20 protein-coding genes are annotated in these 20,641 nt (G+C 61.2%); 9 read left to right on the top strand and 11 right to left on the bottom strand.

From position 1 onward, the window contains the following. Positions 1–2 precede the first annotated feature (2 nt). The 3 genes from IFT47_RS24650 to IFT47_RS24640 all read left to right on the top strand — a co-directional run bounded on the left by IFT47_RS24650 (position 3) and on the right by IFT47_RS24640 (position 2,479). Positions 3–1,109, top strand: coding sequence for an OmpA family protein (locus IFT47_RS24650; protein ID WP_192171562.1), 1,107 nt, complete (start codon positions 3–5; stop codon positions 1,107–1,109). Between the two features lie 48 nt (positions 1,110–1,157). Then, entirely contained in the window at positions 1,158–1,805 is a 648-nt protein-coding gene (gene pdxH / locus IFT47_RS24645) for a pyridoxamine 5'-phosphate oxidase (RefSeq protein WP_192171561.1), read from the top strand. Positions 1,806–2,014: 209 nt separating this feature from the next. Further along, on the top strand, positions 2,015–2,479 hold the full coding sequence (locus IFT47_RS24640; RefSeq protein ID WP_037012225.1) for a glycine zipper 2TM domain-containing protein: 465 nt from the start codon (positions 2,015–2,017) through the stop codon (positions 2,477–2,479). Between the two features lie 86 nt (positions 2,480–2,565). On the opposite strand, the gene nhaA is transcribed toward IFT47_RS24640, so the two are convergent. The 4 genes from nhaA to IFT47_RS24620 form a co-directional block, all read right to left on the bottom strand. Next, positions 2,566–3,756 (bottom strand): Na+/H+ antiporter NhaA, encoded by a 1,191-nt coding sequence (nhaA, locus tag IFT47_RS24635; RefSeq protein ID WP_192171560.1) that lies wholly within the window; start codon positions 3,754–3,756, stop codon positions 2,566–2,568. 170 nt (positions 3,757–3,926) lie between these two features. Further along, complete coding sequence (locus tag IFT47_RS24630; RefSeq protein ID WP_192171559.1) at positions 3,927–5,540, bottom strand: NAD(P)/FAD-dependent oxidoreductase; 1,614 nt, start codon at positions 5,538–5,540, stop codon at positions 3,927–3,929. A 320-nt stretch (positions 5,541–5,860) separates the two neighbouring features. Then, on the bottom strand, positions 5,861–6,541 hold the full coding sequence (locus IFT47_RS24625; protein WP_192171558.1) for a hypothetical protein: 681 nt from the start codon (positions 6,539–6,541) through the stop codon (positions 5,861–5,863). A gap of 62 nt (positions 6,542–6,603) precedes the next feature. Continuing rightward, positions 6,604–7,203, bottom strand: a complete 600-nt coding sequence (locus tag IFT47_RS24620) for a short chain dehydrogenase (RefSeq protein ID WP_192171557.1) — start codon at positions 7,201–7,203, stop codon at positions 6,604–6,606. 104 nt (positions 7,204–7,307) lie between these two features. Between IFT47_RS24620 and IFT47_RS24615 the strand changes: the two genes are divergently transcribed. Continuing rightward, positions 7,308–8,216 carry a LysR family transcriptional regulator gene (locus IFT47_RS24615; RefSeq protein ID WP_192171556.1) on the top strand — a complete coding sequence of 303 codons (909 nt, stop codon included), beginning with the start codon at positions 7,308–7,310 and terminating at the stop codon, positions 8,214–8,216. 500 nt (positions 8,217–8,716) lie between these two features. On the opposite strand, the gene IFT47_RS24610 is transcribed toward IFT47_RS24615, so the two are convergent. From IFT47_RS24610 to IFT47_RS24590, 5 genes are all read right to left on the bottom strand, one after another. Beyond that, positions 8,717–9,418 (bottom strand): ABC transporter ATP-binding protein, encoded by a 702-nt coding sequence (locus IFT47_RS24610; protein ID WP_192171555.1) that lies wholly within the window; start codon positions 9,416–9,418, stop codon positions 8,717–8,719. Further along, on the bottom strand, positions 9,419–10,186 hold the full coding sequence (livG, locus tag IFT47_RS24605; protein WP_122536637.1) for a high-affinity branched-chain amino acid ABC transporter ATP-binding protein LivG: 768 nt from the start codon (positions 10,184–10,186) through the stop codon (positions 9,419–9,421). Continuing rightward, the gene (locus tag IFT47_RS24600) at positions 10,186–11,448 is read right to left on the bottom strand and encodes a high-affinity branched-chain amino acid ABC transporter permease LivM (protein ID WP_192171554.1); all 1,263 of its coding nucleotides are present in this window, start codon (positions 11,446–11,448) and stop codon (positions 10,186–10,188) included. Before IFT47_RS24600 ends, livG begins: the two co-directional genes overlap by 1 nt. After that, positions 11,445–12,371 (bottom strand): high-affinity branched-chain amino acid ABC transporter permease LivH, encoded by a 927-nt coding sequence (gene livH / locus IFT47_RS24595; RefSeq protein WP_172609396.1) that lies wholly within the window; start codon positions 12,369–12,371, stop codon positions 11,445–11,447. Before livH ends, IFT47_RS24600 begins: the two co-directional genes overlap by 4 nt. 215 nt (positions 12,372–12,586) lie before the next feature. Further along, positions 12,587–13,714 carry a branched-chain amino acid ABC transporter substrate-binding protein gene (locus IFT47_RS24590; protein ID WP_192171553.1) on the bottom strand — a complete coding sequence of 376 codons (1,128 nt, stop codon included), beginning with the start codon at positions 13,712–13,714 and terminating at the stop codon, positions 12,587–12,589. Positions 13,715–14,042: 328 nt separating this feature from the next. Between IFT47_RS24590 and IFT47_RS24585 the strand changes: the two genes are divergently transcribed. Continuing rightward, a complete protein-coding gene (locus IFT47_RS24585) occupies positions 14,043–14,342 on the top strand; it encodes a DUF2288 domain-containing protein (RefSeq protein ID WP_192171552.1) in 300 nt (99 codons plus the stop codon). 273 nt (positions 14,343–14,615) lie between these two features. Beyond that, on the top strand, positions 14,616–15,971 hold the full coding sequence (locus tag IFT47_RS24580; protein ID WP_192171551.1) for a spinster family MFS transporter: 1,356 nt from the start codon (positions 14,616–14,618) through the stop codon (positions 15,969–15,971). 206 nt (positions 15,972–16,177) lie between these two features. Here IFT47_RS24580 and rapA read toward each other — a convergent pair whose 3' ends face one another. After that, positions 16,178–19,024 carry an RNA polymerase-associated protein RapA gene (gene rapA, locus IFT47_RS24575; protein WP_192171550.1) on the bottom strand — a complete coding sequence of 949 codons (2,847 nt, stop codon included), beginning with the start codon at positions 19,022–19,024 and terminating at the stop codon, positions 16,178–16,180. Positions 19,025–19,230: 206 nt separating this feature from the next. On the opposite strand from rapA, the gene IFT47_RS24570 reads away from it, so the two are divergent. The 3 genes from IFT47_RS24570 (at position 19,231) to ccoM (ending at position 20,056) form a co-directional block, all read left to right on the top strand. After that, positions 19,231–19,578, top strand: coding sequence for an aspartate-semialdehyde dehydrogenase (locus tag IFT47_RS24570; RefSeq protein ID WP_192171549.1), 348 nt, complete (start codon positions 19,231–19,233; stop codon positions 19,576–19,578). A gap of 66 nt (positions 19,579–19,644) precedes the next feature. After that, positions 19,645–19,806: a hypothetical protein gene (locus tag IFT47_RS24565; RefSeq protein WP_192171548.1), complete on the top strand. Its 162-nt coding sequence runs from the start codon at positions 19,645–19,647 to the stop codon at positions 19,804–19,806. Positions 19,807–19,939: 133 nt separating this feature from the next. Continuing rightward, positions 19,940–20,056 carry a cytochrome c oxidase subunit CcoM gene (ccoM, locus tag IFT47_RS28000; RefSeq protein WP_342345355.1) on the top strand — a complete coding sequence of 39 codons (117 nt, stop codon included), beginning with the start codon at positions 19,940–19,942 and terminating at the stop codon, positions 20,054–20,056. A 110-nt stretch (positions 20,057–20,166) separates the two neighbouring features. Here the strand turns inward: ccoM and IFT47_RS24560 are convergent, their stop codons facing one another. Continuing rightward, the gene (locus IFT47_RS24560; RefSeq protein WP_192171547.1) at positions 20,167–20,637 is read right to left on the bottom strand and encodes a MaoC family dehydratase; all 471 of its coding nucleotides are present in this window, start codon (positions 20,635–20,637) and stop codon (positions 20,167–20,169) included. Positions 20,638–20,641: the final 4 nt, after the last annotated feature.

The raw sequence follows: 20,641 nt of genomic DNA, 5'->3' as shown, positions 1-20,641 counted from the left end.
CCATGTCAGCTAACAAAAGCCTCGCATTCGCCATCTGCATCGCCGTCACCGGCTGTGCGCAAACCCCTCAGGATCAGTCGGCCAGCAATGACCACTGGTGGTCGTTCGGTTCGAGCAAGGGCGCCGATGCAGCGCCTGCAGCCCCAGCGCCAAACCCGGCGGCTGCCCAAGTGGCAAAGGCCCAGGCCGAGACCGGTACACGTTGGTACTGGCCGTTTGGTTCTGACCACGGCGAAACCGAGAAGAAGCCAGAAGTAGCCGCCACCCAGCCGGCTGCTGCGCCGGCGGTTGCCCAGGCCGGCGACGCCAACAAGTGGTGGTGGCCGTTCGGCGCAACCGAAGCCAAAAAAGACGCCGCGCCGGCTGTTCCCAAAGTCGACCCGAAGGTGACCCAGGCCTGGCTGGATCTGAACGAGCCAAAAATTCGCGAAGCGATCAAGGACAGCCAGTTCCAGCTTGAGCGCCGTGACGACATCCTCGTGGTCACCGCGCCGGTCGACAGCACCTTCAACCCGAAGCGTCCGGAAATGCTCCTGCCGACCAACCTCGGCCCGATCAGCCGCATGGCCAAGATCGTTGAAGTCGACCAGCGCGCCGCCGTTCTGGTGTTGGGCCACAGCGACGTCTCCAGTGATGCCGATCTCAAGATCAGTCAGCAGCGCGCCCAATCGGTTGCGGCGATCTTCCGCCTCAGCGGCCTGCAGCGTAACCGTCTGAACCTGCGTGGCATGGGCGCCGACATGCCCCGTGCGGCCGGTGACAGCGCGCCGGGTCGCGCACTTAACCGTCGCGTGGAAATCATCCTGACGCCGCAGGACACCATGGTTGCCGAAATGGCCAAGTACAACCTGCCGCCAGCGCCGACCCTGCTGGCCGTGCAGACCGCCAACGCGCCGGCGCCGGCACCGGTTGCTGCGCCGACCAAGGCTGCTGCGCCTGCCAAATCGGCTGCGCCGGCCAAGAAAGCCGTTGCTACCAAGGCTTCCGCAACCAAAGCGCCTGCGGCCAAGAAAGCACCTGTGAAGAAAGCTGCGCCGGTGAAAGCCAAGGCAGCGCCTGCGAAAGCAGCGGCCAAAAAACCTGCCCCGGATGCTCAAGCCAGCAACTGAGGTTAAGATCGGGATTCTGTTCACGAATCTCGATTAAGGAAGGCAGTGATGAGCCAGCGTCTGGCCGATATGCGTCGCAACTATGCCCGCGAAGGGTTGACCGAAGCCCAGGCTCCGGAAGAGCCCTTCGCACTGTTCCATCGCTGGTTCAACGAAGCGGTCGAAACCGAGCAAGCGCCGGTCGAGGCCAACGCCATGACGCTGGCGACCGTCGACGCCGACGGTCGCCCTCACTGCCGGGTCCTGCTGCTCAAAGGTCTGGACGCTCAGGGTTTCACGTTTTTTTCCAACTACGAGAGCGCCAAAGGCCAGCAGTTGAGCGCCCGTCCTTTTGCCGCCATGACGTTTTTCTGGCCCTCGCTGGAACGTCAGGTGCGCATCGAAGGCCGCGTATCCAGGGTCAGCCACGAAGAATCCGACGCCTATTTTCAGGTCCGCCCCCTCGGCAGCCGCCTGGGGGCCTGGGCATCCCCGCAAAGCCGGGTGATCGCCGACCGTGAAGAGCTCGAAGGTTTGCTTAAAGCCACCGAGGCGCGTTTCATGGACGCCCAGCCTGACTGTCCCGATCACTGGGGCGGCTATCGTCTGGTGCCGGATCGCATCGAATTCTGGCAGGGACGTCCAAGCCGTCTGCATGACCGCCTGAACTATCTTCTGCTGGAAGATGAGTGGCAGCGCGAGCGCCTCGCGCCCTGAGTGCGGGTCTTTCGGACTACCGTGCTGTCAGTTCCAGGGTCGCTGTCACACTTTTCTTTGAATCAATTTCCGGCGCCGTCGTCCACTGAAGTAGACGTCGGCGGGTTGCTGTATCACGCCTGAATAAACGTAAATTATCGGTACAGGACCGTGACATCGATTGGCGTCGCAGAGTCTAATGGCTACCTGTACCTCTGGAGATAACTGTTATGCGTAAGTCTGTTCTGTTGGTTGCTTCGTTCACCGCCATGGCGCTGACGCTGGGCGGCTGTACTTCAAGCCTCACCGGTGACTCGTACTCGCGCGACGAAGCTCGTCAGGTGCAGACCGTACGGCTGGGCACGATCGAATCGTTGCGTCCGGTGAAGATTGAAGGCACCAAAACCCCGATCGGCGCAGGCGCCGGTGCCATTGTCGGTGGTGTGGGTGGCAGCGCCATCGGTGGCGGTCGCGGCAGCATCGTGACGGCCGTGATCGGTGCAGTCGCCGGTGGTCTGCTGGGTTCGGCAGCGGAAGGCGGCCTGACCCGTGCTCAAGGCGTCGAGATCACCGTGCGTGAAGACGATGGCACCATGCGTGCTTATGTGCAGGAAGTTCAGGAAAACGAGATCTTCCGTGTGGGTGAGCGCGTTCGCATCATGACCGTCAACGGCACCAGCCGCGTCAGCCACTAAACCGCGCTGCATGTCTCGAAGCTGGGCGTAAAATGTCCGCTTGCGAAAACGCCCCGATCATTCGGGGCGTTTTGCATTTCAGCGTTTCATTTCAACGCTGCTGAGCGCGTGCTGCGACTGGCCATTGCGGTGATGCCGTAGCCGATCAGCGCGGCAAGAACAGACCCCGTCAAAATCCCCATTCGATCCATCCCGGCAAACTCGCTTTGTCCCGGCACGAACGCCAGTGAGCCGACAAACAGGCTCATGGTGAAGCCGATCCCGCACAGCATCGAAACCCCCAGCACCAGCCCCCAGTTTGCGCCGGTCGGCAGTGATGCGAGCCCTGTCTTGATTGCCAGCCACGTCAGGCCAAACACACCGATGACTTTGCCCAGCAGCAGACCCAGTGCGATGCCGAGTGGTACGGGATGGGTGAAGCTCTCCAGCGTAACGCCGGCCAAAGGGACGCCGGCGTTGGCGAACGCGAACAGCGGCAGAATGAAATACGCCACCCAGGGATGCAGGGCGTGTTCGAGTTGCTGCAGGGGGGAGGCGACTTCTTTGGGCGTCCGCAGCGGAATGCAGAATGCCAGCACAACGCCGGCCAGCGTGGCGTGGACGCCGCTCTTCAGCACGCAGACCCACAAGACGGTGCCGATCAGCAAGTAGGGCGCGAGTCTGGTCACGCCCAGGCGGTTCATGGTGATCAGTCCGGCAATCGACGCGGCTGCCAGCGCCAATGCCAGGCTGGACAGTTCGCCGGAGTAGAACAGCGCGATGACAATGATCGCGCCCAGATCATCGATGATCGCCAGGGTCATGAGAAACAGCTTGAGCGACACCGGCACCCGTTTGCCCAGCAACGCCAGCACGCCGAGGGCGAAGGCGATATCGGTGGCCATGGGAATCGCCCAGCCACTCAGGGCGGCGGGATTGTCTGAGTTAAGCGCCCAGAAGAGCAGGGCAGGGATAACCATGCCGCCGATGGCCGCCGCGCCCGGCAGGACAATTTGCGAGGGCCGCGAGAGGTGCCCTTGCAGCACCTCGCGCTTGACCTCCAGCCCGATCAGCAGGAAGAACAACGCCATCAGGCCGTCGTTGATCCACAGCAGCAACGGTTTGGCGATTTGCAACGCGCCGATCTGGGCAACGACCGGCGTTTCGAGCCAGCCGTTATAGAGCCAGGACAGGGGAGAATTGTTGATGATCAGGGCGAGGGCCGCGGCGGCGATCAGCAGCAAGCCACCGGCGGCTTCCAGCTGGAAGAAACGTCTGAATGTATTGCGTACGGGCAAGGTGACGCTCCAAGGGCAGCCTGAAAAGGAGCGCCACCCTAACGCGCGTTCTGGTGTCTGAAAACAGGATCTGAAGCCGAATTTGTAATCAAAAATAACGCCCTACAGACACCGCTCACGAATCGTATGGATTCGTTTCCGAGTGCTGTAGGGCGATGCCTTTAAGTGGCTTATTCAGTGATGCCCAGGATATTTCGAGCCAACGCTTCGGCGATGCGGATCCCGTCGACGCCGGCCGACAGGATGCCGCCGGCATAGCCCGCGCCTTCGCCCGCCGGGAACAGGCCTTTGACGTTCAGGCTCTGCAGATCTTCGCCACGGGTGATGCGCAGGGGGGAGGAGGTGCGCGTTTCAATGCCGGTGAGGATCGCGTCGTGCTGCGAAAATCCTCTGATCTGTTTCTCGAACGCCGGCAGCGCCTCACGAATGGCTTCGATGGCAAAGGCGGGTAATGCGTCGGCAAGGTCGGTCAGCTTGACGCCCGGCTTGTAGGAAGGTTCTACGCCGCCCAACGCCGTTGACGCCTTGCCCGCGATGAAATCGCCTACCAGTTGCGCCGGAGCCTCGTAGGTTTCGCCGCCCATGATGTAGGCGTGGGACTCCAGTCGCTCCTGCAGTTCGATGCCGGCCAGCGGGCTGCCCGGATAATCCTGCTCGGGGGTGATGCCGACGACGATGCCGGAGTTGGCGTTGCGCTCGTTGCGCGAGTACTGGCTCATGCCGTTGGTGACCACGCGGTTGGGCTCAGAGGTTGCCGCCACCACGGTGCCGCCGGGGCACATGCAGAAGCTGTACACCGAACGGCCGTTCTTGGCGTGGTGCACCAGCTTGTAATCGGCAGCGCCCAGCTTGGGGTGACCGGCGTACTTGCCCAGTCGCGCGCGGTCGATCAAGCCCTGAGGGTGCTCGATGCGGAAGCCGACCGAAAACGGCTTGGCCTCCATGAACACGCCGCGCCCGTGAAGCATGCGGAAGGTGTCCCGGGCGCTGTGGCCCAGCGCCAGAATGACGTGCCGCGAGTCGATGCGCTCGCCGCTATCGAGCACGACGCCCTGCATCTGGCCGTCTTCGATCAGCACATCGGTGACCCGCTGCTGGAAACGCACTTCGCCGCCCAGCGCTTCGATCTGATGACGCATGTTCTCGACGACGCCGGTCAACCGGAAGGTGCCGATGTGCGGCTTGCTGACGTAGAGAATCTCTTCCGGCGCGCCGGCTTTGACGAACTCGTGCAAGACCTTGCGACCGATGAATTTCGGGTCTTTGATCTGACTGTAGAGCTTGCCGTCGGAGAACGTCCCGGCGCCGCCTTCGCCGAACTGCACGTTGGACTCCGGGTTGAGCACGTTCTTGCGCCACAGCCCCCAGGTGTCCTTGGTGCGCTGACGGACTTCGGTGCCGCGTTCGAGGATGATTGGCTTGAAGCCCATCTGCGCCAGCAACAGGCCGGCGAAAATCCCGCACGGGCCGAAGCCGACCACCAACGGACGCTGGCTCAGATCGGCAGGGGCGTGGCCGACCACTTTGTAACTGACGTCTGGCGCCGGGCCGATGTGTTTGTCGTGGCTCAGGCGCTGGAGCAGGGCGGCTTCGTCGCGCACCTGGAAGTCGATGGTGTAAATGAACTGCAGCTCGGTGGATTTCTTGCGCGCATCATAGCTGCGCTTGAACAGGGTGAAATCCAGAAGCTCGTCGCTGCCGATGGCCAGGCGTTGCAGAAGTGCGGGGCGCAGTTCGTCGTCCGCGTGGTCCAGCGGCAGTTTGAATTCGGTGATTCGTAACATTGAAAGATCCGGTTTCGGGCCGCAGGATCGGCCCGGCAGCACTACAAGAGCGCGCGATTATAAGCCACATTGAGCAGGGAGCGGTGGCCCGAGCGACGACATCCGCCGCGCAGCCGCCGTTTAGCTTTGCACCGAGTCAGTTGGGAAAACTTGATTCTCGAGGCTGATGGGGAACAGGTGGGAGCGAGCTTGCTCGCGAAAGCGTCTTGTCAGTCAGCGCTGTGAGCGCCTGACCTACCGCATTCGCGAGCAAGCTCACTCCCACAAGTGTTGCGCCTATACAGATTCAGGTTTGAGGTTTCAGGTTCAGCGTAAGGCTATCAATCGTTACGCATCGCCCCGAAGTACGCGCAGCCGCGCTGAACCTGGCCATTGACCCGGAGTTCGGCGGTCAGGTGCTGCACCGAGCCGTTCGACGGGTCCACACAGCGCAGCGGCGCGACGTAGAGCTCGACGTGTTGATTGTTGGCGTCGGTGATCAGATTGAAGCGGCCCTCGGGCATCTGCTCTTCCATGTACGGCACAGCGAACGGCTCCTGGCCTTCGCGCTCAAGCACCAGACCCTTGCCGCTGGCGTTGAGGTTCCATTTCGGACCGTTGCCGCTGGCATGAATCGTCAGGCGCTTGAAGTTGGGGTCCTCGCAGGCACCGCTCGGGCGCTCGACGCGGTAGAGCTGGTAGATGTCAGCCTGACCGTCACTGCCCTGTGCTTTGCTCGCGACGAAGTTGCCGCGTACATCGGCGAACGCCTTGCCGTTCTTGTCCACCACCGAAGCGGCTTCCTGCAGGACGCCGGTGTTGCCCTTGTCGGTCACTGCATAGCGGCGCTGTTCGTTGCACGGGGCGAAGAACAGCTTGCCGCCGTCACCGCTGAGGGTGCCCTGCATGCGGATCATGCCAGCGGTCGACACCTTGCTGTCACTGGACGACATGGGCATCAACTGGCAGCCGGCAAACAGGGGCAACAGGGCGAACATCAGGGCGGAACGAGCAGCGGACATGGGGCGGTCTCCAGACAAGTGCCGCCACGTTACTCAGCCTGCTCGCTCATCACAAGGGGCGATTAGCCAACGCGATACGTCTGTCCGGTTTGTAGCCCTTCGACACTTTTTGCGTACGCCAAGGCTACATCCGCTGCGGGAACCGGCTTGAAGCCACGAAAGTACGGCGCGTAGCTGCCCATGGCTTCGACCAGCACGTTGGGGCTGACCGAATTGACCCGCATGCCCCGCGGCATCTCGATGGCGGCGGCTCGCACGAAGGCGTCGATGGCGCCGTTGACCAGGCTGGCAGACGCCCCGGTGCGAATCGGATCGACGCTGGTAATGCCGGTGGTGAAGGTGAAGGACGCACCGTCGTTGGCGAATTCCCGACCGATCAGCAGCAGATTGACCTGACCCATCAGCTTGTCCCGAAGGCCCAGGGCGAAGGAATCGGCGGTCATCTCGCCCAGCGGCGCGAAGGTGACATTGCCGGCGGCGCAAATCAATGCGTCGAAAGGGCCTGTCCGTTCGAATAGTTTGCGGATCGAGTCGCTGTCACTAATATCGACGTGCTCGTCCGCGCCGGTTCTGCCGATGCGAACGATCTCGTGGCGTGGCGCCAACTCTTTCTCGATCGCCGAGCCGATGGTGCCACTGGCGCCAATCAATAGAATTTTCATGATGCGGTTTTCCCTGGTATGGATCAGGCGCTCAGTGTGAGTCGCCTTTTCCCACCGAAACAGGGGCTAAACGGCAATCCCGGTTTGTCAGAAAGGAAACAATCATGAGCGAAATGGACGACCTGGCCGCGTTCGCGATGCTGGTGGAGGCCAACAGCTTCACCCTGGCCGCGCAATGGCTGGACACCAGTACCAGTCAACTGTCCAAGCGCATCAGCAAACTGGAAAAGAATTTCGGCGTTACGCTGCTCCATCGCACCACCCGCAGCCTGACGCTGACCTCGGCGGGCGCCATTCTCCTGCCCGAAGCCCGCGCGCTGCTGGCCCAACGCGACCGCGTCCGCGACGCCATGGCCTACCTGAGCGAAAGCCTGATCGGCACCGTGCGCCTGACCGTGCCGGTGTCATTGGGCGAAACCTTCTTCGAAGGCCTGCTCACCGAATTCGCCCGCACCTACCCCGACGTTCAGGTGGAACTCGACCTCAACAACCACTTCCGCGACATGCGCCGTGATGGCTTCGACCTGGGCATACGTTCCAGCGTGGGGATCGACGAACGCCTGGTGGCCAAGCCGTTGCTGTCGCTACAGGAGCTGACCTGCGCCAGCCCGGACTACCTCGCCAGACACGGCACCCCGCAAACCCCGGAAGAACTGCGCGTCCATCGATGCCTGCTCAACAGCCATCACGCCGGCCGCGAATCCTGGGGCTACCACCAGAAACACGAACTGACCCGCGTCAATGTCCGCGGCACCTTCGCCAGCAACCACTACGGCCTCCTGAAAAAAGCCGCCCTCGTCGGCGCCGGCATCGCCCGCCTGCCGTCGTACATGGTCCATGAGGAACTGAAAGAAGGACGGTTGCACTGGTTGCTGCGTGATTACCAGACGCCGGTTTCGTCCCTTTACCTGGTTCACCCTTTTGAAGGACGGCTGCCGAGGCGGGTGCAAGTCATGGCGGATTATTTAGGCGAATGGTTCGAGCGCAGCACTGCGGCGCTGGAACAGCTCTGACTTCTGGGGTTATCAAATCGAGCGGGGACAGATTAATTTACGGTGAAGCGCTGTAAATAAATCAGTCCCTTGTAAACAGAAATCAAAATTGATGTCGCAGCCACTGGCCTATTCCCGGCTAAAGCCGGTCCTACAAAAAGCAACGCGTGCAGCCAGCGGCACCGACGGCGACTCCTGTAGGACCGGCTTTAGCCGGGAAGCTTTTGCTTTTGCAATTGATCTTCTACGCGATAGTCAGACACCGCAAAACGCGACTTGGGTGCAGGCTGAACGCAGGTCTCGTGGAGTGGGCCGAGCCGCAGGGATGCGGCGAGAGCGCCGTCAGGACATGGATGTCCGTTCGGCGCGGGCCCACGGAGCGAGACCGGAGTGAAGGAACCCTGACGAAGGAAGGGCCCAACCAGGAGCACTAAGCCCTTGGTTACTTGGGGCTTTATCAAGTAACTCGCCGAAGGCGAAACGTCTGCCCCCAGGCAGACGCTCTTGATCTTGCTCCAGATTTACCCGCCCAGATAAGCATCCCGCACTTTCGGATCGACCAGCAACTCCGCCCCCGACCCCTGCATCACCACCCGGCCATTCTCCAGAACATACGCACGATCAGCGATCTTCAACGCCTGATTCGCATTCTGCTCCACCAGAAACACCGTCACACCATCCCGCCGCAACTGCTCAACAATCTCGAAAATCTGCTGAATAATAATCGGCGCCAGACCCAGCGAAGGCTCATCCAGCAACAACAGCTTCGGCTTGCTCATCAACGCACGCCCGATCGCCAGCATCTGCTGCTCACCGCCGGACATCGTGCCGCCGCGCTGATTGAAGCGCTCCTTCAGACGCGGAAACAACTCAAGCACCTTATCCATCTGCACCTGATAATCGGCCTTGTCCGTGAAGAACCCGCCCATCGCCAGATTCTCCTCCACCGTCAGACGCGCGAACACACGACGGCCCTCCGGCACCACCGCAATACTCTTGCGCATTATCACCGACGACTCCAGACCGACCAGTTCCTCACCCATATAGCGGATGCTGCCACTGTGCGCGCGCGGCGAACCGCACAGCGTCATCAACAGCGTCGACTTGCCCGCGCCATTGGCGCCGATCAACGTGACAATCTCACCCTGTTGCACATCGATGCTGACACCGTGCAATGCCTGGATCTTGCCGTAGAACGTGGAAACGTTATCGAACTGCAGCATTTACGCTTCCCCCAGATAGGCTTTGATCACTTCAGGATTGTCACGGATCTGCTCGGGCGTGCCATCGGCCAGCGGCGTGCCCTGATTGATCACCACGATATGGTCGGAAATGCTCATGACCAGCTTCATGTCGTGCTCGATCAGCAACACCGTCGCGTTGTGCTCGTTACGCAGCACGCCGATCAGCGCTTTCAAGTCTTCGGTTTCTTTCGGGTTCAGACCGGCCGCCGGCTCATCGAGCATCAGGATGCGCGGGCGCGTCATCATGCAGCGGGCGATTTCCAGACGTCGTTGCTGACCGTAGGCCAGGGTGCCGGCTGGACGGTTGGCGAACTCCTTCAGATCAACCGCTTCCAGCCAATGCTCGGCGTACTCCATCGCCTCGCGCTCGCTTTTGCGATACGCCGGGGTCTTGAACAGGCCGGACAGGAAATTCGTGTTGAGGTGACGATGCTGGGCCACCAGCAGGTTTTCCACCGCGGTCATTTCCTTGAACAGGCGCACGTTCTGGAACGTTCGCACCACGCCTTTACGGGCGATCTCATGGCCGGCCAGGCCCTGAATCGGCTCGCCGTCCAGCAGGATCGTGCCGGAGGTGGGTTTGTAGAAACCGGTCAGGCAGTTGAAAACGGTGGTCTTGCCGGCGCCGTTCGGGCCGATCATCGACACGACCTGCTTCTCGTTGACGGTCAGACCGACGCCGTTGACGGCCAGCAGACCGCCAAAGCGCATGCACAAGCCGGACGCTTGCAGAAGTGGACGGCTCATCAGCGCTCCCCCTTGAGTTTCATGACGGGACGCTGCATCGGCAGGAAGCCCTGAGGGCGCCAGATCATCATCAGCACCATCAAGGCGCCGAAGCCGAGCATCCGGTATTCGCTGAATTCGCGAAGCAGTTCAGGCAACAGGATCATCACGACCGCAGCGAGGATCACGCCCAGCTGCGAGCCCATGCCGCCCAATACCACGATGGCGAGGATGATCGCCGACTCCAGAAAGGTGAACGACTCCGGGGTGATCAAACCCTGACGCGCGGCGAAGAAACTGCCGGCGAAACCGGCGAATGCAGCGCCGAGGGTGAAGGCCGACAGCTTGATGATGGTCGGATTCAGGCCCAGCGCGCGGCAGGCGATTTCGTCTTCACGCAGGGCTTCCCAGGCGCGGCCGATGGGCATGCGCAACAGCCGGTTGATCACGAACAGCGCCAACAGCGCCAGCAGCAGGGCGATCAGGTAGAGAAAGATCACCTTGTTGATGGAGTTGTATTCCAGACCGAAGTATTCGTGGAACGTCTGCATGCCTTCTGCAGCCTTGCGCTCGAACGTCAGGCCGAACAGCGTCGGTTTTTCGATGTTGCTGATGCCGTTCGGGCCGCCGGTGATGTCGGTCAGGTTACGCAGGAACAGGCGAATGATTTCACCGAAACCCAGCGTCACGATCGCCAGATAGTCGCCACGCAGCCGCAGGACCGGGAAGCCCAGCAGGAAGCCGAACGTCGCCGACGCCAGGCCGGCCAGCGGCAGGCAGATCCAGAAACCGAAGCCGAAGTAGTGCTGCAGCAGGGCGTAGGTGTACGCGCCCACGGCGTAAAAGCCGACGTAACCGAGGTCAAGCAGACCCGCCAGACCGACGACGATGTTCAGGCCCAGGCCGAGCATCACGTAGATCAGGATCAGGGTCGCGATGTCCACCGCGCCGCGCGAGCCGAAGAACGGCCACACCAGCGCAGCAATCACCAGCGCGCCGAGGAACCAGCGTTGGGTGGAAGGCAGGGTCAGGAAGTTGCTGGTCTTGTCCGACATCAGCTGTTTCTGCGGACGCGAACGCCACATGGCGCTGATCTGTTCGTTGAACAGCACGCGCAGGAACATCAGCAACGCCGCGGCAAAAATCAGCAGCACGGTGGTGGTGCTGGCGCCGACCACCGCGAGATTGATCCCGACGATGTCCAGTTTGAGCCCGAGGATCGGGTAAGCGACGGCCAGCACCAGCACTGCGCTGAAGAGGGCCGATTTGAGATTCCTGGTCATACTTTTTCAACCTCCGGACGGCCGAGCAGGCCGGTTGGCCGGAACAACAACACCAATACGAGAAGACCGAACGCCACCACATCCTTGTACTGGTCGCCAAAGATGTCGGCGCCAAAGGCTTCGGCGATTCCCAGCACCAGACCGCCGAGCATCGCGCCCGGGATACTGCCGATACCGCCCAGTACTGCGGCGGTAAAGGCTTTGATGCCGACGAGGAAACCGGCGTTGGGGTTGATCACGCCGTACTGCATGCTCAGCAGCACCGCAGCGACCGCCGCCAGGGCGGCACCGATGACGAAGGTCAGGGCGATGATGTTGTTGGTGTTGATCCCCAGCAGGTTGGCCATCTTGATGTCTTCGGCGCAGGCACGGCAGGCGCGACCCAGGCGAGAGCGCGAGATGAACCAGGTCAGACCGAGCATGGCCACCAGCGTGACGATGAAGATGAGGATCTGCATGTAGGAGATCACCACTTCATGGGTGCTGCCGGGGCCGAAAACGAAGTTGCCGGGAATGAGGTTGGGGATCGATTTGTCTTTCGAGTCCTGCGACAACAGCACGGTGTTCTGCAGGAAAATCGACATGCCGATGGCGGAAATCAGAGGGATCAAACGGTTGCTGCCGCGCAACGGGCGATAGGCAACTCGCTCGATGGCGTAACCGTAGGCGCTGGTCACCACAATACTGGCGACGAAAGCTGCGGTAATCAGCAGGGGCAGGCTGTCCAGGCCAAGCATGGTCAGACCGGCCAGGGCGATAAACGCCACATACGAGCCGATCATGTACACCTCGCCGTGGGCGAAGTTGATCATGCCGATGATGCCGTAAACCATGGTGTAGCCAATGGCAATCAAGGCGTAAGTGCTGCCAATGGTCATCCCATTAACCAGCTGTTGAAGAAAGTGATAGAGATCTATCGGCATTGCTGAGTGCTCCTAAAAACCTGCCTGGTGTTTCACTGGTGGTGTCTTTTTCCCGCTCGCGCGTCGTGATCTACGTCCGCGTCCGGCACGAGCCCAGTGGTTCACTGGTGCGGTTTCAAGATGTTCAGGGGTCGGAATTCTTGTGAAATTCGCTGCCCAGCTAAAACAAAGCCCACTGCGGTTGCAGTGGGCTTCGGGTAAGCATGAAGGCCGCGTTATTTCACAGGGGCTTCAGTCTTGGTGCCATCTTTGTGCCAGGTGTAAACGACGAATTTGAAGTCTTTCAAGTCACCCTTGGCGTCGAAGCTCAGATCGCCGGTAGGGGTTTTGAACGTACCGGCGTGAATGGCGGCTGCCACTTTCGCGGTGTCTTCGGACTTGGCGGTCTTGATCGCTTCAGCAATCACTTCCACGGCAGCGTAGGCCGGGAACACGAACGGACCGCTCGGGTCTTCTTTCTTCGCCTTGAACGCAGCAACCAGCTCATTGTTGGCCGGGTCCTGATCGAAGGATTTCGGCAGGGTCACCAGCAGACCTTCGGACGCGTCCTGAGCGATCTGCGAGATGGAGGCGTTGCCCACGCCTTCCGGACCCATGAAGCCGGCTTTCAGGCCTTTTTCCTGCGCCTGACGCAGAATCAGACCCAGTTCAGGGTGGTAGCCGCCGTAGTAGACGAAGTCGACGTTGGCTTGCTTCATCTTGGCGATCAGCGAGGAGAAGTCCTTGTCGCCGGCATTGATGCCTTCGAACAGGGCGACCTGCACGCCGTCTTTTTCCAGGGTTTGCTTTACGGCAGTGGCGATGCCTTCACCGTATTGCTGTTTGTCGTGGATGACCGCAACGATCTTCGGCTTGACCTGCTTGGCGATGTAGTCGCCGGCAGCCGGTCCCTGCGCACTGTCCAGGCCGATGGTACGGAAGATCATTTTGTAGCCACGGGCAGTGATTTCCGGGCTGGTGGCCGCCGGAGTCACCATGATGATGCCTTCGTCTTCGTAGATGTCCGAAGCAGGCTGAGTGGAGCTGGAGCAGAGGTGACCGACCACGAACTTGACGCCGTCGTTGACCACTTTGTTGGCGATGGCGACCGCTTGTTTAGGGTCACAGGCATCATCGTAATCAACCGCTTCAAGCTTCTTGCCGTCGATGCCGCCTTTGGCGTTGATCTGGTCGATGGCCATCTTGGCGCCGCTGAACTGCATGTCGCCGTACTGGGCCACAGCACCGGTTTTAGGGCCGGCAATGCCGATCTTGATTGTGTCAGCTGCGAACGAGTGACTGGCAACCCCCGCCAGAACCAGTGCGGCAAACAGCTTGGAAATCTGATTAATACCCTTAGTCATGATGCTCCACTCTTGCGTTGTCGTTTTTATAATCCTGACGGCCAAAGCTGCAGGACCGGATTGAATTTCCAGGCCGCACCCCCAGCAACTGTACCGGAACAGTTTAGAGCGCCGGTCGATCGCTTGAATAGCTGGCTGCGGGGGGCAAAACCTGTGGATGTCGCTTAATCGACAGAAAGATACACAATCAAGCCTGCTCTATAACCCTGTCGGGCAACGAACCGGTCGGCTTGGGCGAACTTCCCTGCAATCAATCACTTGAATCCGGGTTTGTCGGTACGGAGGGCGGCGCTATCATTGCGCCGATTTTCCAATACGGTGAAAACCCATGACGCAAGAACCTAGCACCCTCTATGCCAAACTGCTTGGCGAAACGGCTTCGATTACGTGGAATGAATTGCAACCATTTTTTGCGAAGGGTGCCCTGTTGTGGGTCGAGCCCAGCCTGGATTTGATCGCCGTGGCCCAGGCATTTGCCGAGAACAGTGAGGCGCAAGTGGCTGCGTGGCTCAAGAGTGGGGACGTCGGCAAGGTCTCTGAATCAAAGGCTCTGGATCTTTTCGAGCGCAATCCGCCTCTCTGGGCAGTGGTTGTCGCGCCGTGGGTGTTGATCCACGAGAGGGCGTGACGCTGGTCGCTGCTCAAAAATGGTGCGTCGGATGATGGCAAAGTGGGTAATGCGGTAACTGCCGGTGTGTCGTCGGTAGCGGAATGTCTCACCGAATCGATGCTTCATTTTGGGAAAACCATCAGGGTCGCTCCGGGATTTCTGGCGGACGTTCAATGGATGGGTATCAGCGGGGCGAATGTTCACAGACAGAGTGCCAAGGCGTGACTAGATTTCAGGCAAACCGGAGGCGTCAGCCGGGATAGCCTCCTATAACAAGAAAGAGAGCGCCCCATGGATCAATCGACTCAGGCAAGGAACGCTTGGCGCGTTCTGTTTCTGCTGTTTCTGGCCAACCTGTTCAATTTCTTCGACCGCACGATTCCCGCGATCATCATCGAGCCCATCCGCAAGGAATGGTCGCTGAGCGACTTTCAGCTCGGCATCATCGGCACCGCCTTCACCCTGGTGTACGCAGTGGCCGGGCTGCCGTTGGGGCGCATGGCCGACAACGGCTCACGGCGCAAGTTGATGGGCTGGGGGCTGGCGGTGTGGAGCGGCCTGACGGCGGTAAACGGTCTGGTCGGCAACTTCTGGGCGTTTCTGCTGGTGCGCATGGGCGTGGGCATTGGTGAGGCCAGCTATGCGCCCGCGGCCAACTCGTTGATCGGCGACCTGTTCCCCGCCCACCGCCGCGCCCGGGCCATGGGCATCTTTATGCTGGGATTGCCCCTGGGGCTGCTGCTGGCGTTTTTTACCATCGGCGCGATGGTGCAGGCGTTCGGCAGCTGGCGCGCGCCGTTCTTCATCGCCGCGGTGCCGGGGCTGGTGCTGGCGGTGTTCATGTTCTTCATTCGCGAGCCGGCCCGGGGCGCCGCTGAAAGCGTGGCCATTTCCCAGGAGAAAATCGACCGGCCGATCCGTCGCGTGCTGTCGATTCCTACGTTCCGCTGGCTGGTGCTCGCCGGTCTGGCGTTCAACTTCGCCACCTACGCGTGCAACTCGTTCATGGTGCCGATGCTGCAGCGCTATTTTTTACTGCCCTTGCAGGAAGCGGCGATGGCCACCGGCATGATCGTCGGCGTGACCGGTCTCGTTGGCCTGACCGTCGGCGGCTGGGTGGCGGACAAGCTGCATCAACGCTGGAGCAACGGCCGCCTGATGTTTGCCGCGATGAGCATGGTGGTTGCGACGCTGTGCACCGGTTATGCGCTGCACGCCGGACGCATCGAGATCGGCGTGTTCGTCGGGGTGTTCAGTCTTGGCTGGCTGTTTTCCTACAACTTCTACACCTGCGTTTACACCGCGATTCAGGACGTGGTGCAGCCCCGACTGCGCGCCACGGCCATGGCGCTGTTCTTTGCTGGTCTGTATCTGCTGGGCGGCGGGCTGGGACCGGTGGTGGTAGGTCTGTTGTCGGACCATTTCGCTCACTCGGCCATGTACGCCGCGCAGGTCGAGCAGATGACCGAACCGTTCAAGGCGGTGGGGCTGCACGATGCGATGTATTTGATACCGGTGGCGTTGTTTTTCGTGTTGGTGTTTCTGGTGCGCGCGTCGAAGTGCTTCAGCGCTGATGCGCAGCGGATGCGCGAGGGGATGGTGGCGGATGAGCCGGTGGGGCAGGGGGTGAAGCCGTCGGTGGCGTGATCCCCCGATCACTCCCACACCACAGCGGCCTACTTTAAAGTAAGTGCACATGCGCTTTGTGGGGTCTAGAAGATCCCGAGCCGAGCGCTATCCCGTGGGAGCTAGCTTGCTCGCGAAGGCTTAAGTTCAGTCAGTAGAGAAAATGGCTGAACGTCCCGGCCCCTTCGTGAGCAAGCTCACTCCCACATTTCCTGCGGCGAACCTGATTAGCCGGCGACCAGCACCCGAATCGCTTCAAGGCGCAGCGCGGCTTTTTCCAGCATCGCCAGGCCTTGCTCACGTTGTTCACGCAATGCCGCCAGTTCGCTGTCGCGCACGGTCGGGTTGACCGCTTGCAACGCGGTCAAACGCGCCAGCTCTTCTTCGGTGTCTGCCGCCAGACGTCGCTGCGCTTCCGCCACACGTTCAGCGTGCTTCGGCGCGATTTTGCTTTCGGCGGCGTTGATCTGCGGGTTGAGCACGTCGCGCTGTGCTTGAATGAACTTGTTGGCGCTGGCCCGGGGCACGCTCTCCAGCTGATCGTTCAGGGTGGTGAAGGACACGCGGCCCGACAGGTCGTTGCCGTTGCCGTCCAGCAGGCAACGCAGCGCGGCCGGCGGCAGGTAGCGGCCCAGTTGCAGCGAGCGCGGCGCGACCACTTCACTGACGTAGAGCAATTCCAGCAACACGGTGCCGGGCTTCAGCGCCTTGTTCTTGATGAGTGCCACGGCGGTGTTGCCCATCGAGCCGGACAGCACCAGATCCATGCCGCCCTGCACCATCGGGTGTTCCCAGGTAATGAACTGCATGTCCTCGCGGGCCAGCGCCTGATTACGGTCGTAGGTGATGGTCACGCCTTCGTCGTCGCCCAGCGGGAAGCTGGCGTCGAGCATCTTCTCGCTCGGCCGCAGGATCAGCGCGTTCTCCGAGTGGTCCTCGCTGTCGATGCCGAACGCGTCGAACAGGGTTTCCATGTAAATCGGCAGGGTGAACTGATCGTCCTGCTCAAGGATGGCCTCCACCAGCGCTTCGCCTTCGCCGGCGCCGCCGGAATTCAGCTCCAGCAGACGGTCGCGGCCGGTGTGCAGTTCGCTTTCCAGACGCACGCGCTCGTTGCGGGCCTCGGTCACCAGCGCCTGCCAGTCGTCCTCGTCGCCGCCTTCCAGCTGCGGCAACAGGCGCGGACCGAACGTATGTTGCAGCGCGTTGCCGGTCGGGCACGTGTTGAGGAATGCGTTGAGCGCCTCGTGATACCACTGGAACAGCCGCTCTTGCGGGCTGGTTTCCAGATACGGCACGTGCAGCTCGATGATGTGCTTCTGGCCAATCCGGTCCAGACGGCCGATCCGCTGCTCCAGCAGGTCCGGGTGCGCAGGCAGGTCGAACAGCACCAGGTGATGGGAGAACTGGAAGTTGCGGCCTTCACTGCCGATTTCCGAACAGATCAGCACCTGGGCGCCGAACTCTTCGTCGGCGAAATACGCCGCCGCGCGGTCACGCTCGAGGATGTTCATGCCTTCGTGGAAGACTGTCGCCGGAATACCGGAACGCACGCGCAGGGCGTCTTCCAGGTCCATCGCGGTTTCGGCGTGGGCGCAGATGACCAGCACCTTCACGCGTTTGAGCATTTTCAGGGTGTCGATCAGCCAGTCAACGCGCGGATCGAAACGCCACCAGCGCTCTTCTTCGCTGAGCTCGCTTTGGGCCTGGAAGCTGACTTCCGGGTACAGGTCGGCGTGTTCGCCAATCGGCAGTTCCAGGTATTCAGCCGGGCAGGGCAGGGGATACGGGTGCAGCTTGCGCTCCGGGAACCCTTGCACGGCAGCGCGGGTGTTACGGAACAGCACGCGGCCGGTGCCATGACGGTCAAGCAGTTCTCGGATCAGGCGGGCACTGGCTTCGGCGTCGCCGGCGGCAACAGCGGTCAGCAGCGCTTCGGCTTCGGCGCCGAGGAAACCACGGATGGTCTCGTTGGCTTTTGGCGACAGCGTGCCTTTGTCCAGCAGCTCCTGAACGGCTTCGGCCACCGGGCGATAGTTTTCGCTCTCGGCGCGGAAGGCGTGCAGGTCATGGAAACGGTTCGGGTCCAGCAGGCGCAGACGGGCAAAGTGGCTGTCCTGACCGAGCTGCTCGGGAGTTGCGGTCAGCAGCAGCACGCCGGGAATGACCTCGGCCAGTTGCTCGACCAGCGAGTACTCGCGGCTGGCCTTTTCTTCGTGCCAGACCAGGTGGTGGGCCTCGTCGACGACCAGCAGGTCCCAGCCCGCCGCGAACAGCGCATCCTGGGCCTTCTCGTCCTCAACCAACCATTCCAGCGACACCAGCGCCAGTTGCGTGTCTTCGAACGGGTTGCTGGCATCGCTTTCGATGAAACGTTCGGCATCGAACAGCGCGACCTGCAGGTTGAAGCGGCGGCGCATTTCCACCAGCCACTGGTGCTGCAGGTTTTCCGGTACCAGGATCAGCACCCGGTTAGCGCGGCCCGAGAGCAACTGGCGGTGGATGACCAGACCGGCTTCGATGGTTTTACCCAGCCCCACTTCGTCCGCCAGCAAAACCCGCGGCGCGATACGGTCGGCGACTTCACGGGCGATGTGCAGCTGGTGAGCGATCGGTTGTGCGCGCACGCCGCCCAGGCCCCACAGCGAGGATTGCAGCTGGCGGCTGGTGTGTTCGAGGGTGTGATAACGCAGGGAGAACCACGGGAGTGGGTCGATCTGCCCGGCAAACAGGCGGTCGGTGGCCAGACGGAACTGGATGAAGTTCGACAGCTGGGTTTCCGGCAGGGTCACGGGCTGGTTCTGCGCGTTGAGGCCGTGGTAGACCAGCAGGCCGTCGACGTCGTCGACTTCGCGGACGGTCATCTTCCAGTTTTCGAAGTGGGTGATGGTGTCACCCGGCGAGAAGCGCACCCGCGTCAGCGGCGCATTGCGCAAAGCATACTGGCGCGTGTCGCCAGTGGCCGGATAGAGCACGGTCAGCAAGCGGCCGTCCTGAGCCAGAACGGTGCCCAAACCCAGCTCGGCTTCGCTGTCGCTAATCCAGCGTTGCCCCGGTTGATACTGCTGCGACATGCTGCCTGACTCCCGCCTTGAAAAAGCCGACTATGTTAACGGAACAAGGCGCCCAGGCCAAAGCCACATTGTAAAAACGCCCGGATATATTGGGTGGCGCGCCTGAGGCGGGCACTTGCTGCGAAAAACATAGTCGAAAATCGCGCTTGAATCGGCTCAAGTCGACGAAACGGCAGCCGACAGCTTGATAACAGGAGACCATTACCATGCTGCCACCGCTGATCCCACTGAGCGCGGCCCCCGTGACTTCGCAGCTGGACCCGGTCAAACCCACCCCGGACATCCCGCCGGTAACGCCGATTCAAAAGAGTTCGAGCGAAACCAACATCGACCTGGGCGAACGTGACCGCGAGCAGGCCGAATTGCTGCTGCGCGAGGAACAACGTCGCCACCAACGCCGCCGCAGCGACCGGCGCGTGGCCGACCGTCACCCTGATCTTCAAGAAGGCCCGGCCATTCCCGGGGATTTCCTCAATGCCGACGACACCGTGCCGGTGGTGCCGATCATCGACGACGAGCCGCGCCAGGGCCTGTGGGTCGACCTGAAAGTCTGAGGCGCTGGTCAGCGCCGCCTTGATTGCGCATTATTGGCGGCAACAGCTATTCACGAGCGATACGCCATGAGCGATGACGGAAAACTGGTAGACCTGAGCGCCGAGCGCGCCAAGCGTGTTCACGACCTCAATGACAAACGCCTGAACGAAGTCCGCAGCGCTTTCGAGCAGGCCATGCCGCTGGGCAAGGGCAAGAAGAAAGCCAAGAGCAAACCGAAAAAACGCTGACCCGCCTTCCGTTCGTCCCCCGTCTGCCGGCTGCTCTTTGTGATTCACGCCGGCATTGACCTGAGTCAATTCCTCTCGTCACCCCACTGATTACTCTGCGCCCATTAAACAGACTCGGGCAGAAGGAGTGCGCATGTTTCTCGACCACGCAGTGATAGCCGGCGTCATGACGGTGGGGCTGGCGATGGTGATTTATTCAAGCGTCGGACTGTTCATCTGGAGAGACTCACCCCGGCGCGGAAGACGCTGAGTCTTCTACACAAAGAGCACGCAAGGCATTTTGGGCAACTTCGGTTGCCCATTTTTTTGCGTGGTGGCCGTGCGTGCTGACTGCTGCGCCGGAAGGAGGCTGGCGCCGGCTCAACCCACGGTGATGGGTGGCAGGTCGGCCAGGGTCACGGTCTGCAGCTTGCGTGGCGCGAGGATTTCGGCCTCGCCATCCACCACCAGCTCATCGTTCTGGTTGAACACGCGAGTGGCGATGCGCACGCGGAATTTCGGCAGTTTCTCGAGGATTTCCAGGCGTACGGTCAGGGTGTCGCCGATCTTCACCGGCTTCTGGAAGGTCATCTGCTGACCCAGGTAAATCGTGCCCGGGCCAGGCAGTTCACAGGCCACCGCCGCGCTGATCAATGCGCCGCTGAACATGCCGTGGGCGATGCGATCCTTGAACATGCTTTTGGCCGCGAATTCGGCGTCCAGGTGCACCGGGTTGCGGTCGCCGGACATTTCGGCAAACAGCTGGATATGACGCTCTTCAACGGTTTTGCTGTAGCTGGCAGTCTGACCGACTTCAAGGGCTTCGTACGGCGTGTTGGTGACTTGGGTCATGGGG

Source organism: Pseudomonas sp. CFBP 13711 (assembly GCF_014842265.1).
Classification (GTDB): Bacteria; Pseudomonadota; Gammaproteobacteria; order Pseudomonadales; family Pseudomonadaceae; genus Aquipseudomonas.
Note: the sequence above shows the minus strand (reverse complement) of the source record. Positions and strands in the feature narration are given on the sequence as shown.

Coding starts and splice junctions, on each gene's coding strand:
- IFT47_RS24650 (WP_192171562.1), top strand. CDS start 3: ATGTCAGCTAACAAAAGCCTCGCATTCGCCATCTGCATCGCCGTCACC.
- pdxH (WP_192171561.1), top strand. CDS start 1,158: ATGAGCCAGCGTCTGGCCGATATGCGTCGCAACTATGCCCGCGAAGGG.
- IFT47_RS24640 (WP_037012225.1), top strand. CDS start 2,015: ATGCGTAAGTCTGTTCTGTTGGTTGCTTCGTTCACCGCCATGGCGCTG.
- IFT47_RS24630 (WP_192171559.1), bottom strand. CDS start 5,540: ATGTTACGAATCACCGAATTCAAACTGCCGCTGGACCACGCGGACGAC.
- IFT47_RS24625 (WP_192171558.1), bottom strand. CDS start 6,541: ATGTCCGCTGCTCGTTCCGCCCTGATGTTCGCCCTGTTGCCCCTGTTT.
- IFT47_RS24620 (WP_192171557.1), bottom strand. CDS start 7,203: ATGAAAATTCTATTGATTGGCGCCAGTGGCACCATCGGCTCGGCGATC.
- IFT47_RS24615 (WP_192171556.1), top strand. CDS start 7,308: ATGAGCGAAATGGACGACCTGGCCGCGTTCGCGATGCTGGTGGAGGCC.
- IFT47_RS24610 (WP_192171555.1), bottom strand. CDS start 9,418: ATGCTGCAGTTCGATAACGTTTCCACGTTCTACGGCAAGATCCAGGCA.
- livG (WP_122536637.1), bottom strand. CDS start 10,186: ATGAGCCGTCCACTTCTGCAAGCGTCCGGCTTGTGCATGCGCTTTGGC.
- IFT47_RS24600 (WP_192171554.1), bottom strand. CDS start 11,448: ATGACCAGGAATCTCAAATCGGCCCTCTTCAGCGCAGTGCTGGTGCTG.
- livH (WP_172609396.1), bottom strand. CDS start 12,371: ATGCCGATAGATCTCTATCACTTTCTTCAACAGCTGGTTAATGGGATG.
- IFT47_RS24590 (WP_192171553.1), bottom strand. CDS start 13,714: ATGACTAAGGGTATTAATCAGATTTCCAAGCTGTTTGCCGCACTGGTT.
- IFT47_RS24585 (WP_192171552.1), top strand. CDS start 14,043: ATGACGCAAGAACCTAGCACCCTCTATGCCAAACTGCTTGGCGAAACG.
- IFT47_RS24580 (WP_192171551.1), top strand. CDS start 14,616: ATGGATCAATCGACTCAGGCAAGGAACGCTTGGCGCGTTCTGTTTCTG.
- rapA (WP_192171550.1), bottom strand. CDS start 19,024: ATGTCGCAGCAGTATCAACCGGGGCAACGCTGGATTAGCGACAGCGAA.
- IFT47_RS24570 (WP_192171549.1), top strand. CDS start 19,231: ATGCTGCCACCGCTGATCCCACTGAGCGCGGCCCCCGTGACTTCGCAG.
- IFT47_RS24565 (WP_192171548.1), top strand. CDS start 19,645: ATGAGCGATGACGGAAAACTGGTAGACCTGAGCGCCGAGCGCGCCAAG.
- ccoM (WP_342345355.1), top strand. CDS start 19,940: ATGTTTCTCGACCACGCAGTGATAGCCGGCGTCATGACGGTGGGGCTG.
- IFT47_RS24560 (WP_192171547.1), bottom strand. CDS start 20,637: ATGACCCAAGTCACCAACACGCCGTACGAAGCCCTTGAAGTCGGTCAG.